14 protein-coding genes and 2 pseudogenes are annotated in these 14,162 nt (G+C 61.2%); 7 read left to right on the forward strand and 9 right to left on the reverse strand.

Translation table 11 applies throughout. The features are described 5' to 3' along the window. The first annotated feature begins 177 nt into the window (after positions 1-177). The 4 genes from KHP07_RS04915 (at position 178) to pgeF (ending at position 4,079) form a co-directional block, all read left to right on the forward strand. Complete coding sequence (locus KHP07_RS04915) at positions 178-1,011, forward strand: EamA family transporter (protein WP_078046760.1); 834 nt, start codon at positions 178-180, stop codon at positions 1,009-1,011. A 57-nt stretch (positions 1,012-1,068) separates the two neighbouring features. Beyond that, positions 1,069-1,419 (forward strand): DUF2388 domain-containing protein, encoded by a 351-nt coding sequence (locus KHP07_RS04920; protein ID WP_223204492.1) that lies wholly within the window; start codon positions 1,069-1,071, stop codon positions 1,417-1,419. A gap of 77 nt (positions 1,420-1,496) precedes the next feature. After that, the gene (gene ggt / locus KHP07_RS04925) at positions 1,497-3,326 is read left to right on the forward strand and encodes a gamma-glutamyltransferase (protein WP_214496681.1); all 1,830 of its coding nucleotides are present in this window, start codon (positions 1,497-1,499) and stop codon (positions 3,324-3,326) included. Positions 3,327-3,353: 27 nt separating this feature from the next. After that, entirely contained in the window at positions 3,354-4,079 is a 726-nt protein-coding gene (pgeF, locus tag KHP07_RS04930; RefSeq protein WP_214496682.1) for a peptidoglycan editing factor PgeF, read from the forward strand. On the opposite strand, the gene ddlA is transcribed toward pgeF, so the two are convergent. The 4 genes from ddlA to KHP07_RS04950 are packed head-to-tail and all read right to left on the reverse strand — an operon-like array spanning position 4,069 to position 6,669. Beyond that, the gene (gene ddlA / locus KHP07_RS04935) at positions 4,069-5,163 is read right to left on the reverse strand and encodes a D-alanine--D-alanine ligase (RefSeq protein WP_078046757.1); all 1,095 of its coding nucleotides are present in this window, start codon (positions 5,161-5,163) and stop codon (positions 4,069-4,071) included. The two genes, pgeF and ddlA, sit on opposite strands and share 11 nt — an antisense overlap. Before the next feature lie 44 nt (positions 5,164-5,207). Then, positions 5,208-5,846: a LysE family transporter gene (locus KHP07_RS04940; RefSeq protein WP_214496683.1), complete on the reverse strand. Its 639-nt coding sequence runs from the start codon at positions 5,844-5,846 to the stop codon at positions 5,208-5,210. Between the two features lie 30 nt (positions 5,847-5,876). Further along, a complete protein-coding gene (locus tag KHP07_RS04945) occupies positions 5,877-6,098 on the reverse strand; it encodes a helix-turn-helix domain-containing protein (protein ID WP_099493974.1) in 222 nt (73 codons plus the stop codon). A 7-nt stretch (positions 6,099-6,105) separates the two neighbouring features. Beyond that, positions 6,106-6,669, reverse strand: coding sequence for a DUF2975 domain-containing protein (locus tag KHP07_RS04950; RefSeq protein ID WP_214496684.1), 564 nt, complete (start codon positions 6,667-6,669; stop codon positions 6,106-6,108). Positions 6,670-6,863: 194 nt separating this feature from the next. On the opposite strand from KHP07_RS04950, the gene KHP07_RS04955 reads away from it, so the two are divergent. Beyond that, positions 6,864-7,685, forward strand: a complete 822-nt coding sequence (locus KHP07_RS04955) for an AraC family transcriptional regulator (RefSeq protein WP_214496685.1) — start codon at positions 6,864-6,866, stop codon at positions 7,683-7,685. Here KHP07_RS04955 and KHP07_RS04960 read toward each other — a convergent pair. Then, a pseudogene (locus tag KHP07_RS04960) lies at positions 7,662-9,013 on the reverse strand (MFS transporter). The gene KHP07_RS04955 and the pseudogene KHP07_RS04960 sit on opposite strands and share 24 nt — an antisense overlap. A gap of 122 nt (positions 9,014-9,135) precedes the next feature. Between KHP07_RS04960 and KHP07_RS04965 the strand changes: the two are divergent. After that, the gene (locus KHP07_RS04965; protein ID WP_078046751.1) at positions 9,136-10,020 is read left to right on the forward strand and encodes a LysR family transcriptional regulator; all 885 of its coding nucleotides are present in this window, start codon (positions 9,136-9,138) and stop codon (positions 10,018-10,020) included. A gap of 39 nt (positions 10,021-10,059) precedes the next feature. On the opposite strand, the gene KHP07_RS04970 is transcribed toward KHP07_RS04965, so the two are convergent. The 4 genes and pseudogenes from KHP07_RS04970 to KHP07_RS04980 all read right to left on the reverse strand — a co-directional run bounded on the left by KHP07_RS04970 (position 10,060) and on the right by KHP07_RS04980 (position 12,447). After that, positions 10,060-10,638 (reverse strand): flavin reductase family protein, encoded by a 579-nt coding sequence (locus KHP07_RS04970; protein WP_214496686.1) that lies wholly within the window; start codon positions 10,636-10,638, stop codon positions 10,060-10,062. A gap of 53 nt (positions 10,639-10,691) precedes the next feature. Next, the gene (locus KHP07_RS29805) at positions 10,692-11,123 is read right to left on the reverse strand and encodes a methyl-accepting chemotaxis protein (protein ID WP_370589429.1); all 432 of its coding nucleotides are present in this window, start codon (positions 11,121-11,123) and stop codon (positions 10,692-10,694) included. 108 nt (positions 11,124-11,231) lie between these two features. Further along, a pseudogene (locus KHP07_RS29810) lies at positions 11,232-12,008 on the reverse strand (PAS domain-containing protein); the annotation flags it as partial. Positions 12,009-12,114: 106 nt separating this feature from the next. Continuing rightward, positions 12,115-12,447 (reverse strand): DUF2790 domain-containing protein, encoded by a 333-nt coding sequence (locus KHP07_RS04980; protein ID WP_214496687.1) that lies wholly within the window; start codon positions 12,445-12,447, stop codon positions 12,115-12,117. 224 nt (positions 12,448-12,671) lie between these two features. Here KHP07_RS04980 and KHP07_RS04985 point away from each other — a divergent pair, with 224 nt between their 5' ends. Further along, positions 12,672-13,991: an OprD family porin gene (locus KHP07_RS04985; RefSeq protein WP_214496688.1), complete on the forward strand. Its 1,320-nt coding sequence runs from the start codon at positions 12,672-12,674 to the stop codon at positions 13,989-13,991. Positions 13,992-14,162: the final 171 nt, after the last annotated feature.

Raw genomic sequence — 14,162 nt, forward strand, 5'->3', positions numbered from 1 at the left:
CAAAACCCTTTAAATACAGAGCACTACAAGATCAGTTCAAATGACTGTGTAGCCACCAAGTACTAAAAACGGCTTACCGAAAGGTAGGCCGTTTTTTTATGCCTGAAGAAAAGTGCTGGGGCATACTCGCAGCGATTCTCCCCGACTAACCAGCCTGAGCCCGACAGGAACCCACTCATGAGCTTTGACGTGTTCGCGGTCATCCTGCTGGGTGCCGCTCTCCACGCGACCTGGAACGCCGTGGTCAAAGGCGGCGGCGACAAGCTGCTGACCACATGCATGATCACCGCCTTCGCCTCGCTGATCGCATTGGTCGTTATTCCATTCCTGGCGCTACCGGCACGAGAAAGCTGGCCGTTCATCGGTGCATCGGTCATTTTGCAGGTGCTGTATTTCGTCTTGGTTGCCTCCACCTACCGAATCGCCGACATGAGCCAGACCTACCCGATCATGCGCGGCACTGCGCCGTTACTGGTGGCAGCTGCGAGTGTGCTTGCACTGTCCGAGTCGTTGTCAGCGTTTGCATGGAGCGGCATTGCAGTGATCTGCATCGGCATCCTGAGCATGGCTGTCGCCCCCTCGACCAGCCCGCGAAAAGGGCTGGTCCTCGCCTTGATCAATGCGGGGGTCATTGCCGGCTATACCCTTGTCGACGGTTTGGGCGTGCGCAAGTCCGGCGCCCCTGCGGCGTACACATTGTGGATTTTCCTGCTGACCGGGCTACCGTTGGCCGCCTGGGCCCTGGCCACCCAACGCGGGGTGTTCTGCCGCTACGTCATCCGTCACTGGCACCTCGGCGTGGTGGGCGGGGTCGGCACGGTTGCGTCCTACGGACTGGCGCTTTGGGCAATGACGGCGGCCCCGATCGCCACCGTTTCAGCGCTCAGGGAAACGTCGATCCTGTTCGGCGTGATCATCTCCGCGCTGATACTCAAGGAGCAACTGACGCGCACTCGCGTGGTTGCCGCCTGCATCATTGCTGGCGGGGCGATGGTGTTGCGATTGGGCTAAACCCGCGTTACCAAGTAGGATCACGCCCTCAATCACACTAAATGGAACCAGTGTTGGATGACCATCAAGCCCCTGCACCTTGCACTTGCATTGTCAGCCCTGCCATCGCTCGCCAGTGCCGCGTCCGAAGGCTTGGGGAAGGTCGATCAAGCCAGTTTGATGGTCCTCGCCGGCCCGGTGCTGACCACCTTCGCCACGCTGGGCACCACGTCCCATCCGCTCGATATGCTTGAGTCGGCCAAAGGGGACGCCCTGGCCTTCATCGGCTCGGACGGGAATATCCGTGGCGCACGCTTTGAGCTCGCCGTGAGGACTTACCACACGTCTTACCCGGCGCCTCACATGAGTGATATGCAACTGGCCCAAGCGATCGCCGTGACCGAGGCACACCAACCGGAGGCGCGATAGCCTGTTGCGGGTGCTGGCCAAATTTGACCCGCTCGGCGATAGCGAAGTGTTTCAAAGGACAACAGATCATTCTCAAAATGAACGGAGTTCCGCGCGTGTTTTCGATTTCCCGCCATCAACTGTCGGTAATTGCAGCAGCCCTCGCCCTGGCTGCCTGCCACACGTCTGTCTACGAACAGCCACCCGCACCGGAATTGGGGTCGGGTTATCGCACCGACCTCACCCCCCAACATGCCGAGCGCCATATGGCGGCGGCGGCCAACCCGTTGGCAGCCGAAGCCGGTCGCGAGATGTTGCGCAGGGGTGGCTCGGCGATTGATGCAGCGATTGCAATGCAGGCGGTATTGACCCTGGTGGAGCCGCAGTCATCCGGCATTGGCGGTGGCGCGTTCATCATGCTGTGGGACGGCAAAAACGTTCACGCATATGACGGCCGTGAGACCGCCCCGGCCGGGGCCACCGAGCGCTTGTTCCTGAAGGCCGACGGCAAGCCAATGGCGTTTCCCGAGGCGCAGATTGGCGGGCGCTCGGTTGGTACGCCTGGGGTATTGCGTGCGCTCGAAATGGCGCACAAGAAGAGCGGCCACCTGCAATGGGCCGAGCTGTTCGAACCTGCGATCCGGCTGGCGGAACAGGGCTTTGCGATTTCCCCACGCCTGCACAGCCTGATTGCGGCTGACCGCTATATCCCACAATCGCCTGACATGGCGGCGTACTTTTTGAACGCCGATGGCACGCCGAAAGCCACCGGAACTGTGTTGAAAAACCCCGCATTGGCCAGGGTGTTCAAACGTATCGCCAAGGAAGGCCCGAACGCGCTGTATCACGGGCAAATTGCCGAAGAGATCGCGCGCAAGGTGCAGGGCCATCGCAATGCGGGCAGCCTGTCCCTGGCGGACTTGAAGGGCTACGCCGCCAAGGAACGTACACCGCTGTGCACTGACTACCAGCAGTGGAAAGTCTGTGGCATGCCGCCACCTTCATCGGGTGGCGTCGCCATCGCGCAAATCCTCGGTACATTGCAGGCCTTGCAAGCCCGCGACCCAGGCCTGGGTATCGCAGCGATGCGACCGCTGAAAAGCTCATCGCCAGCAGGCCTTGAACCAACACCGGAGGCAGTACACCTGCTCGCTGAAGCGGGGCGCCTGGCCTTCGCCGATCGCGGTCTGTACCTCGCCGACGCCGATTTCGTCCCCGTGCCGGTTGCCGGCCTCGTCGCACCGGACTACCTGGCCAAGCGCGCCGCGCTGATTGGCGAGCGCAGCATGGGTATCGCCAAGCCGGGCGTACCCGCAGGCATCCAGGTGGCCTACGCGCCGGATCGCTCGCCGTTGCGCATCTCTACCTCGCAAGTGGTGGCCGTGGATGACCGGGGCGGCGCCGTGTCGATGACCACCACGGTGGAAGCGGCATTTGGCGCCCATGTGATGGTCCAGGGTTTCTTGCTGAACAACCAGATGACCGACTTTTCGTTTATCCCTGAAGAAAACGGCCAACCCGTGGCCAACCGGGTCGAGCCTGGCAAACGCCCGCGTTCGGCGATGGCGCCGACCCTGGTGTTCGACCGCAAGAGCGGCGAGTTGCTGGCCACTGTCGGCTCACCCGGCGGCTCGCAAATCATCGAGTACGTGAGCAAGTCCCTGGTGGCAATGCTCGACTGGAAACTTGACCCGCAAGCGGCCATCAGCCTGCCGAACTTCGGCAGCCGCAATGGCGCAACCGAGCTGGAAACCGGTATGTTCAGCCCCATGCTGAAACAGGCGCTCAAGGACAAGGGCCATGCGCTGAGCGAGATCGATATGACCAGTGGTATCCAGGCCATCGTACGCACGCGGGATGCCCAGGGCAAGGTGTCACTGAGCGGCGGTGCCGACCCTCGGCGTGAAGGCGAAGCGGTTGGCGACTGAACACATCAATCAACGGAGAAAGCGCTCGTGCAACAGGCAGATAATCTCGCCGCCATCCCTGGCGTCGACCACGGTTTTTGTTCGATCAATGATCCGCAGCGCCCGGCAGACGTGTTCATCTGCAAGCAAGTGCACAGCGCTTCGGTGATTGAGTGGCAGGCGGACCAGGTGAGCAACACGGTCGAGGCAGATGGGGTGTGCACGGGTGACCATTACCCCATCGCGGTAATCACCGCCGATTGCCTGCCCCTCCTGATTGCCTCGAAAAATGCTGAGAAGGTGGCTGCGGTGCACGGCGGTTGGAAGGGGCTGCAAGCCGGGATTGTGGCGAATGCCATACAGCGTTTTGCCGATGAAGGAATTGCCATCGACCAGTTGCAGGTAGCGATCGGTCCCTCGATCAAGCCGTGCTGTTATGAGGTGAGCCGGGAGTTCATTACCCAGTTTCAAACTGAACAGGGCCACTTGTGGCGCGACGGTCAGGCGCCCTGGAGCCAGGTCCAACCGGCGCCGCTGCTGCGCCCCGAAATTGCCTCGCCCACTGCGAGGCAAGTTGCAAGTGCATGGTTTGACTTGAGCGGATATGGCGTGATGTTGCTGCAAGCGGCAGGGATTCGGCGTGAGCAGATCGAGGTGAGTGAAGTGTGTACCTACTGCACCTCCCCCACCTTTGCCAGCTATCGTCGCAGGACGCATCACCCTGAGGAGCTGAAGACATTGATCTATTCGTGGATTGCTCGCATCAACGACTGATCTTCAACCCCTTGCGCCCCGCATGCCGCTCCAGCGCCAGCTCGATCAAGCGGCTCACCAGTTCGCTGTAGCTCATGCCCGCCGCCTGCCACAGCTTGGGGTACATGCTGATGCGGGTGAAGCCGGGCAGTGAGTTGATTTCGTTGATCAGCACTTCGCCGTCGTCGGTGAGGAACACGTCGACCCGCGCCAGCCCTGAACAGCCCAGCACCTCGAACGCCTCCAGGGCCAGCCCACGGATACGCTCGCTGGCCTCGTGGCTGATAGCGGCCGGCACCACCACTTGGGCAGCCTGGCCGTCGATGTATTTGCTGTCGTAGGAATAGAAACCGCTGCTCACCACGATCTCGCCACAACCGCTGGCGATCGGGTTTTCGTTGCCCAGCACGGCGCATTCGATTTCACGGCCCTTTACCGCGGATTCCACCAAGACCTTTTCATCAAAGCCCAAAGCCAGTTCAACAGCAGCGTGGTATTCGGCTTCGTTGCCGACTTTGCTCACGCCCACCGAAGAGCCCTGGTTGGCCGGCTTGACGAACATCGGCAAGCCGAGCTTGCTCACTGCCGTGTCGAAGGCTGTACGCGCGGCGTTGCTACGGGTCAGGGTGATAAACGGAGTCACGGCAATGCCGGCGTCGCGCAGCAGGCGCTTGGTGATGTCCTTGTCCATGCACACTGCCGAGCCGAGGACGTCGGAGCCGACGAAAGGCAGGTCAGCCATCCGCAGCAGGCCTTGCAGGCAACCGTCTTCGCCGAGGGTGCCGTGGACGATGGGGAAGATCACGTCGACATGTTCCAGCAAGCCGGTGCCAGAGGTCTCTACCAGTTGCTGGCTGGCCTTGCCAGGCACCACGGCCAGTTCGCGATTGGACTGGTTGAGGGCGATCAGGGCCGGGTTTTCCTGGTTGAGCAGGAAGTTCGAGGTGTCATTGAGGTGCCAATGGCCGGCCTTGTCGATACCGATCAGCACCGGTTCGAATCGTGAGCGATCCAACGCATCGACGATGTTACGCGCCGATTGCAACGAGACTTCATGCTCCGCCGAACGGCCACCAAAAATAATACCTACCCGCACCTTGCTCATGACCCGGCCTCACTGTTGAAAGTAAGGCTTCTTAACACGGGCCGTCAGCGGTTCGCCACCAGATGTGCACCGAACAGCACGTAGCAGCCCCCGGCAAAGCGGTCGAGCCACTTGCGCGAACGGCTATAGAGAGTGGCCATGCGCTCACTGGAAAACACCAGGGCCACGCTGGAATACCAACTGAACGATAAGGTGGCCATGGTGATCACCGCCAGGGTCAGCAGCATCGGTGAAGGCGACGGCGGCATGGTGGACGCAAAGATGGTGGCAACAAACAACGCCGCCTTGGGGTTGGACAAGTTGCCCAGCAACCCCAGGCGCCAGGCGGAAAACAGCGAACGGCGCGCTTCATCCGGCAGCACGTTCTGGCCCATCGCTGGCGCCGAGCGCTTGAACAGCTTCAACCCAAGGTAGATCAGGTAGCAGCCGCCGATGATCTTGAACGCGAGGTACAGCATGGGGGCCGCCGCAAACAGCGACTTAATGCCCAGGCCACCCGCCAGCCCCCACATGACGGTACCCGTGGCCACACCCGCTGACGCCACCACACCATGGCGGCGCGAACAACTGGCAGCCAATTGCGCTGTGTTGAAAAAATTGGGCCCGGGCGTCACCACCGCGACGGTCCAGAGCAACGCCAATGATAACAATGGCGCGGCGTACGGCAGGTTGGAGAACAGCATCGGACGGTCCTTCTGCGATGTGGGTAGCGGCTACTGGTCGGCAGCAGGCCCGGGAATGTGGACAAGCAAGTCACCTGGCTGGCAATCCAGATAGGCGCAGATGGCATCCAGCGTCCCTAGCCTTACCCCCTTGACCTTGCCTTGTTTAAGCAACGACAGGTTCTGTTCGGTAATTCCGATGGCGGCCGCCAGGTCCTTGGATTTGACCTTGCGCCGGGCAAGCATAACGTCCAGCTCGATCACGATGGGCATTTGAATCTCATACAAACGTGCGGTTTTCGGAATCCACTTCACTGGCCTGCCACAGGATATGCGCGATGACCGCGATGCAGGCGGCCAGAAACAATGCCACAAAGCTGGGTGCCGTCACACTCAAGGTGATCAACCGTTGGCCGACAGGTTCGTTCATCGTCACCCACACGCTCAACAGCGGCTCACACAGAAAATCCAGCAAAACCCATAAAGCCACCGCCTTACCGACCTTGCCCAAGTGCAACGCCGCCGCGCTGGAAAAATACTCGCCCCGCGCATAACTTTGGAACAGTTTACGCAATTGATTCAGGCCCGACGCCAACGCCAGCAAGGGAACGCTGGACAGCAAGATGCCACCCAGTGTCTGCCAGACAGGAAACAGTGCCACCTGAGCGGCGCGCCCCTGGATCTGGCGGTCGCTCAGCGCGAAACCAAACCCCAGCCCGTCGGCTGAAGAGCTTAGCACCGGAAACCACCACACCGCGGCGTTAAGGAGCAGCATTGTAACGATCAGCAGCAGCGTGATCAGGGACATGCGCTGGCTGAGTTGGGCAAGACGTTGGGTGTTCATAAACAACCTCGCTGAAAAGACATCGAGGCAAAATAACGAATTAATTATCGTAAAACAATAATTTTTTAGTGCTAAACAATACAAACCTTGAGCTGCACGTCGAATCGGCTGCACAATCGTTCAAGACCCTGCCAGGCAATCTGTCGAATACTGGGTTAACGTGTTTCCATCTCTATTTTTTGTGACAAGTCACCATGGGCAAACCCACCGCCACCCTCGACTGGCTGCACCGCGCCCCACATGCCAGTGGCCTGGACCGTATCGAGGCGTACTTTGCCGGCTTCGCCTTCGACCCGCATCGCCATGACACCTACGCCATCGGTCGCACGTTGAGCGGCGTGCAGAGCTTTCACTATCGCGGCGACATGGTGCACAGCCTGCCCGGTACGACCATGGTGCTTCACCCCGATGAAACCCATGACGGCCACGCCGGCAGCGATGAAGGCTTCAAGTACAGGATGATTTACGTCGAACCGGCGCTGATCCAGCAGATCCTCGGCGGCAAGCCGTTGCCGTTTATCCCCAACGGTTTATCCACCGATCCACGGCTGTTCCGCGCCAGCGAAGTGTTGCTGCAGAACCTGGACAACCCCATCGACCCGCTGCAGGAACAGGACGCCCTGTTCGACCTGGCCCACGCGCTTAGCAACGTCTCGGGCGGGATCGTCAGCCGCAAGACCTTCGACTATGTCGCCGCCGAGCGGGCCCGTGAGTTTATCCACAGCGCCCTGGGGCGCAGCATCACCCTGGATGAAATGGCCGACCACGCCGGCCGCGACCGCTGGGCCTTGTCGCGGGATTTTCGCTTGCTGTTCGGCACCAGCCCCTACCGCTACCTGACCATGCGCCGGCTGGACCTGGTGCGCAGCCTGCTGGCCCAAGGCCAATCACTGGTCGACGCGGCGATGACCGCCGGCTTTACCGACCAGAGCCACATGACCCGGCAATTTCGCAGCACCTACGGCATGCCGCCGTCGCGTTGGGTGAGGATGTCAGACCGCTTCCATGCCCGCTGACTCGGCAGGTTGCCTGAGACGCAGCGCCAACACCGCGCCTGCCAGGGCAATCGCTGCGCTCCACCACAACGCCCGTTCGATGCCCCCCGCGCTCGCCACCGACACCAGCACCGCCAGCCCCAAGGCCCCGCCGATCTGCTGGCTGGTGGAGGCCATCCCCGCCGCCACGCCCTGCTCGCCCGGACGAATGCCCAGGCCCGCTGCCACCCACATCGCGGTCCAGGTCATGCCCTGGCCGATGCTCAGGATGAAAATACCCGGCAGCAGCGACCAGAACCCCACGCCGGTCGGCAGTGCCCAGACCACCAGCGCAATGCCCACCGCCCCGGCCAGTTGCCCACTGACGAGGGTGTTGCGCAACCCCAGCCGAACCAACGAACGCTCCGCCAGCCAGATGCCGAACGTGCACACCAGGGTCGCCGGCAAAAACGCCAGCCCCGCCTGCAACACGCTGTAGCCGTAGACTTGCTGGTAATACAGCGCGAGGAAGTAGTACTGCACGCCAAAGCTGCTCATGAACACTGCCGTCAGCACCATCGCCATGCGCAACTCGCGGTAGGCAAACAGACGCAGCGGCATCAGCGGGTCGCGGCCACGGTGTTCGATCCAGGCGAACAGCCCGAGCAGCGCCAGCGCCAAGGCGAGGCAGCCGAGGGTGGACGGCGCCGCCCAACCCCATTCCGGCCCCTGCACCAACGAGAACACCAGCAAGGTGCCACCGACGGTGACCGTCAACGCACCACTGACGTCGAAATTGCGCCCTCGCGCCTGTTCACCATCGGCGGGGATCCAGTACCGCGCCGCCCAGGCGCAGCCGCCCAGGCGCAGCCGCCCGCCAGGGGCACGTTCACCAGGAACACCGCTTCCCAGCCCCACACCTGGGTCAACACGCCACCCAGCAGTGCGCCCAGCGCCAGCCCGACCGCCGACGCCGCGCTCCACACGGCGAACGCACGGTTGCGCGCCGGCCCTTCGGCGTAGTGGGTGTTGATCAGTGCCAGGGTGGCCGGGAACAGCATCGCGCCACCCACGCCCTGCACCGCCCGCGCCAGGACCAGCAACACTGCGCTGCCGCCCAGCACCGCCGCCAGGGACGCCAACGCATAGAGCGACTGCCCCACCCGGTACAAACGGCGCTTGCCGAGCAAATCCGTGGCCCTGCCACCCAGCAGCAGGAATCCACCAAACGCCACGCTGTAGGCACTCACCACCCACTGCAACTGCTGGGCAGAAAAATCCAGGTGAGCGCCGATCTGCGGCAAGGCGACAAACACGATGGTGGCATCCAGCGCGATGATCAGTTGCGCCGTGGCCAGCAACGCCAGCATCCAGCCAGAGGGTCGAGAGGGAGACATCACAACGTCCTGTTCGAAAGAGAGAGACCGCCAGTGTCTTTCATGCCAGATAGATGATAAATACGGATATCACCCTTTCAGTAATGACTTTAATCATGGATCTGAACGCTGTTCGCCTATTGGTCCGCGTCGCCGAAACCCGCAGTTTCACTCGGGCGGCTGGCGATCTGGGGTTGACCCAGTCCGGCCTGTCCCGCGCCATATCGCGCCTGGAGAACGAGCTGGGCGTGCGCCTGCTGCAACGCAATACGCGCAGCGTCAGCCTCACCCCCGACGGGCAAATGCTGTACGAGCGCAGCGCGCCATTGCTGGCGGAATTGGCCGAAGCCGAGAAGCTGATGCTCGACCGACGCAGCACCCCTTCCGGCCTGTTGAAGATCAGTACGCCGTCGCTGTTCGGGCGCAAAGTGGTCATGCCGGTAATCGGCGAATTGACCTTGCGTTACCCCGAGCTGCGCATTGAGGCGGTGATGACGGACCGCCTGGTGGACATCGTCGACGAAGGCTTCGATGCCTTGCTGCGCACCGGCGAGATCCAGGACCAGCGCCTGATCGCCCGCGCCCTGCCGCCACTGCGCTGGGTGACCGTTGCCGCGCCGGCTTACCTCGCACGTTTCGGAACCCCCACCCGTGTGGATGAACTCAACGACCACCACTGCCTCACCGTGCGCAATCTGCGCAGCGGCCGCATGGTGGACTGGCAGTTCATGATCGATGGCAACGTGCAGGACGTGAGTGTCGAAGGGCGACTGATCTTTGATATCGGCGATGCGCTGGTGGATGGCGCCGTGGGCGGCTTCGGCATCGCCCAGGTGATGGACTTTGCCGTGCGCGACGACCTGGCCGCCGGGCGCCTGGTGCCGATATTGGAGGACGTTGCCGGGCGCAGTCGGGCGATCTCACTGGTCTATCCGCCGTCCCGGCAGTATTCGCCCAAATTGATGGCCTTCGCCGAAGCGCTCAGCCAGGCACACTGGTAAACCTGTAGGAGCCGGCTTGCCGGCTCCTACAAGGGCCTATCAGGTCAGGGTTTTGCCGATGATGGGCTGGCCGATGGTCAGGAAGTTCCCGCCCGCCACATGGTGCAAGGTGCGCAGCTCGTCATGCCCTTCGAAGTGCCAGTGGCCGTCGCTGAACACGCGCTCGTCAGCATAGGCTGCGACCACTTCACCCAGGAACAGGTCGTAGGTTTGCTGGTTGTGGGGCTCTGGCAGCAGGCGGCATTCCAGCCAGGCCACGCAGCCTTCCAGCAGCGGTGCTTCGGTGTGTTCGCCGTTGAATACCTGCAGGCCGTAAGTGGCGAATTTGTCCGTCTCGGAACCGGTGATGTTGCCCACCGTTTGCACAAGGTCAGCCTGGGCCGCACACGGCACCTGGAGCACAAAGGTGCCGGCGCTTTCCAACAGTTGGCGAGTCCAGGTGGCTTTGTCCAACACCACCGCGACTTTCGGCGGCTCGAAGTCCAGCGGCATGGCCCAGGCGGCCGCCATGATATTGCGCTGTCCGTTGTGCGCGGCGCTCACCAGCACGGTGGGGCCGTGGTTGAGCAAACGGTAGGCCTTGGACAGCGGAACGGGGCGACGGTGGGTAGGGCTCATGGAAGGTCGACTCTTCGTGCAAGAAAGCACCTACGATACCTGAAGCCCTACGCTTAACTCGACAGTTGGTTGGCGAACTGGCCGACCGCGCTGACCACCTTCTGGGCACCGTCCTGGATTTCCACGATCACCGTGCCCGCCTCGGCTGCCAGGGCCAGGCCTTGCTCGGCTTGCAGGCGGCCATCGTTCATCAGGGTCACAGCATCGCGGGCCATGTCCTGGTTCTGGCGCACCACGCCGACGATCTCTTCGGTCGCCTTGCTGGTCCGTGATGCCAACTGCCGAACTTCATCGGCCACTACGGCAAAACCACGGCCCTGCTCACCGGCGCGCGCCGCTTCGATGGCAGCGTTGAGTGCCAGCAGGTTGGTCTGCTCGGCAATGCCGCTGATGGTCTTGACGATGGTGCCGATGACCTGGGACTGAGCGTTCAGCGCCTCGATGCCGTCGCCGGCCTGCTGCATGTGCTTGGCCAGGTCGCGCATCACATCCACGGCCTGGGTCACCACGGTGGTACCGCGCTGGGCGCTGTTGTCGGTTTGCAGCGAGGTGCTGTAGGCAATGTTCGCCGCTTCGGCGACAGCCTGTTCCTGGTTGACCTGGTCGGTGATCACTGTGGCGAACTTGACCACTTTGTACAGCCGGTCATTGGCGTCCAGCACCGGGTTGTAGGTCGCTTCCAGCCACACCACACGGCCATGGCTGTCGACCCGCTTGAAGCGTGCCGCGACGAATTCACCGGTGTTCAGGCGTTTCCAGAAGTCCTGGTATTCGGTGCTGTTGTATTCCTCCGGCTCGCAGAACATCCGGTGATGCTTACCCTGGATCTGCGCCAGGCTGTAACCCATGCCGCCGAGGAACCGATCATTGGCCGTGAGCACGTGGCCACCGAGGTCGAACTCGATCACGGCCGTCGAACGTACCAGGGCGTTCATGAGGTTTTCATGCTCGCGGGAGGCTTCGATCGTGCGGGTGAGATCGCTGGAATAAATCGAAAAATGCTTGATGCGCCCATCGGAACTGCGCACCGGCTGCACAATCGAGCGCAGCCAGGCTTCCTGGCCATTGCCACGCATCAGGCGCACGGTGCCGGCGAAGTGTTCACCGCGCACCAGGGCGTTCTTGAAGCGTTGCTGGAACTCATCCCGACGAACGTGGGCCGGCTCCAGATCTTCGATCGCGCGCCCCAGCAGTTGACCATTCTGGTAGGCCAGTTCCTGCAGGAAGTTAGCGTTCGCCCACTCCACCCGGCCTTCGGCGTCCAGCGTCAGGCACAACATTTCACTTTCCAGGCTCTCCTTGACCTGATTCAAGCTGGACAATTCTTCGCGAAGAGCCGCCAGCTCCTGCTTCAAACGGGTGTTGAACATGGGGCACCAATGACCAAATGAGGGAGATGAACCTGACCTGCATCGGCGCTACCCGCATTTTCTTAAGCGGGCTTTAATCCCCAAAACAACTATATTTTTGGATCCATTAACTGCCGTTATTTCGGCACACCCCCATCACCTGATACTCAAGCGTAGAGAGCTTGCCGCTGGAGTCCTCATAGGTCATGCGCGACGGCACCGGGTTGCATGAACGGATCGGCGGCGTAACGTTGACCACCTTGGCAATGTCCAGTGTCATGCCATAGCGGTACGCCTGCACCTGGGGTGCTGGCTTGCCTTTCTTGGCTGCGTAGTCGGCCATGGCCTTCTCGTTGCGTTCCATCATCAACGCGAACGTTCGATCACCCCCGCCCTCGGCCAATGCGCCAAAAGACAGGAATGCAGTTAACACACCCAGACCCACGGTATAAAAGTTCATGGTTAGTTCCTCGACTGAAGTTCAGTGCCGAGACTAACCAACGAACCCTGACGCCACCTTCACTAGAACATTACTTATTTGTTAGATAACGCTGAGTTTCCAGAATTGTAATGTGCGTGCCACGTCTTCGTTATCCACGGTTTGCAACTATCAGCCCGGGCCACATCAATAAGAACGCCCACTCCCATAAGAAGCTGATAACTGCCAATACCCAGGAGCGAACCATGCGTATCCGTCACTACAGCTTGCCCCTGTCACTGTGTGCCGCCTTGCCGCTGGCCGCGGTGGCCGTGGAGGACAAGCCCGAAGGCTTTATCGAGGGCAGCAGCTTCAATGTGCTGGCGCGTAATTTTTACTTCAACCGCGATGAACGCAAGGGCCAGTCCAGTCCCACCGGCAACGGCTATTCCGAAGCCTGGGCCCAGGGTTTGATCGGCAAATTTGAATCCGGCTTTACCCAGGGCTTCGTGGGGTTTGGCCTGGACGCGTTCGCCATGGTCGGTGTGAAACTCGACTCGGGCACCGGTCGCAGCGGCGGCAAGGGTTCGTTCGGCATGTTGCCGGTGGACAGCGAAAACCACCCCGAGGACAACTACAGCAAAGTCGGCGGTGCGGCGAAATTGCGTGTGCTGGATACCGTGATCAAGGCCGGCGACGTATTCCCGCTGAACCCGGTGGTGGCCTACGGCGATTCGCGCGTCTTGCCGGAAAGCTTCCGGGGCGTGACCGCACTAAACACCAGCCTTGAGGGCCTGACCCTGCAAGGCGGACGTTTGAGCGGCATGAGCCAACCGACCGAAAGTGGCATGAACAAAGGCTTTGCGACCTTCTACGCGGGGCAAGTCGACTCGCCCTGGGTCGGCTATTTTGGCGGCGACTACACCGTCAACAAACACCTCAGCGTCAGCCTCTACAGCAGTCGCCTGAAGGACGCCTGGGACCAGTACTACGTCGGCAGCGCCGTCAGTTATCCGCTGAATGACGACATCTCGCTGTTTGGTGACTTCAACTACTACAAGGCCGTGGACGAAGGTCAAAAACGCCTGGGTGAGTTCGACAACAACATCTGGAGCGCCAGGCTCGGAGTGAAGGTCGGCGCCCACAGCCTGGCCGTATCGCACCAACGCAACAACGGCGATGACGACTTCGATTACCTGCGCCAGTCGGACTCGATCTTCCTGAACAACTCGATCCAGTACAGTGACTTCAACTCGCCCAAGGAGCGTTCGTGGATGGTGCGCTACGACCTGGACATGCAGGCCTTCGGCATCCCCGGCCTGTCGTTCATGACCCGCTACGGCAAAGGCACCGGCGCCGACTACAGCAATGCCAACGCGGTGTACATGCGTCGCGATGCGGCAGGTGACCCTCTCACCGATCAACGCCGCTGGGAGCGGGATATCGAGGCCAAATATGTCGTGCTGGCTGGCAACTTGAAGGACTTATCGTTGCGACTGCGACAGGCGACCGTGCGCTCCAGTGCATTTGAGTCGGACCTGGAAGAAGTTCGGCTTATTGTCGAGTACCCCATCGCCGTACTGTAAAGCCAGCCCATTACATTCACTTGCCGATGCACTACACCTCTTCACAGGTTGAAGTCTGTCAGAACTGTAATATCAGGCTCACCTTCGCGTTAAGTTGCACTTTCTACACTGCACATCGAACACATCTCATCTCTGCAGCTTTTGTGTAGCTCCTTTGGAACAGAGATGAAT

This window comes from Pseudomonas sp. VS40 (genome assembly GCF_018587885.1).
GTDB lineage: Bacteria > Pseudomonadota > Gammaproteobacteria > Pseudomonadales > Pseudomonadaceae > Aquipseudomonas > Aquipseudomonas pergaminensis.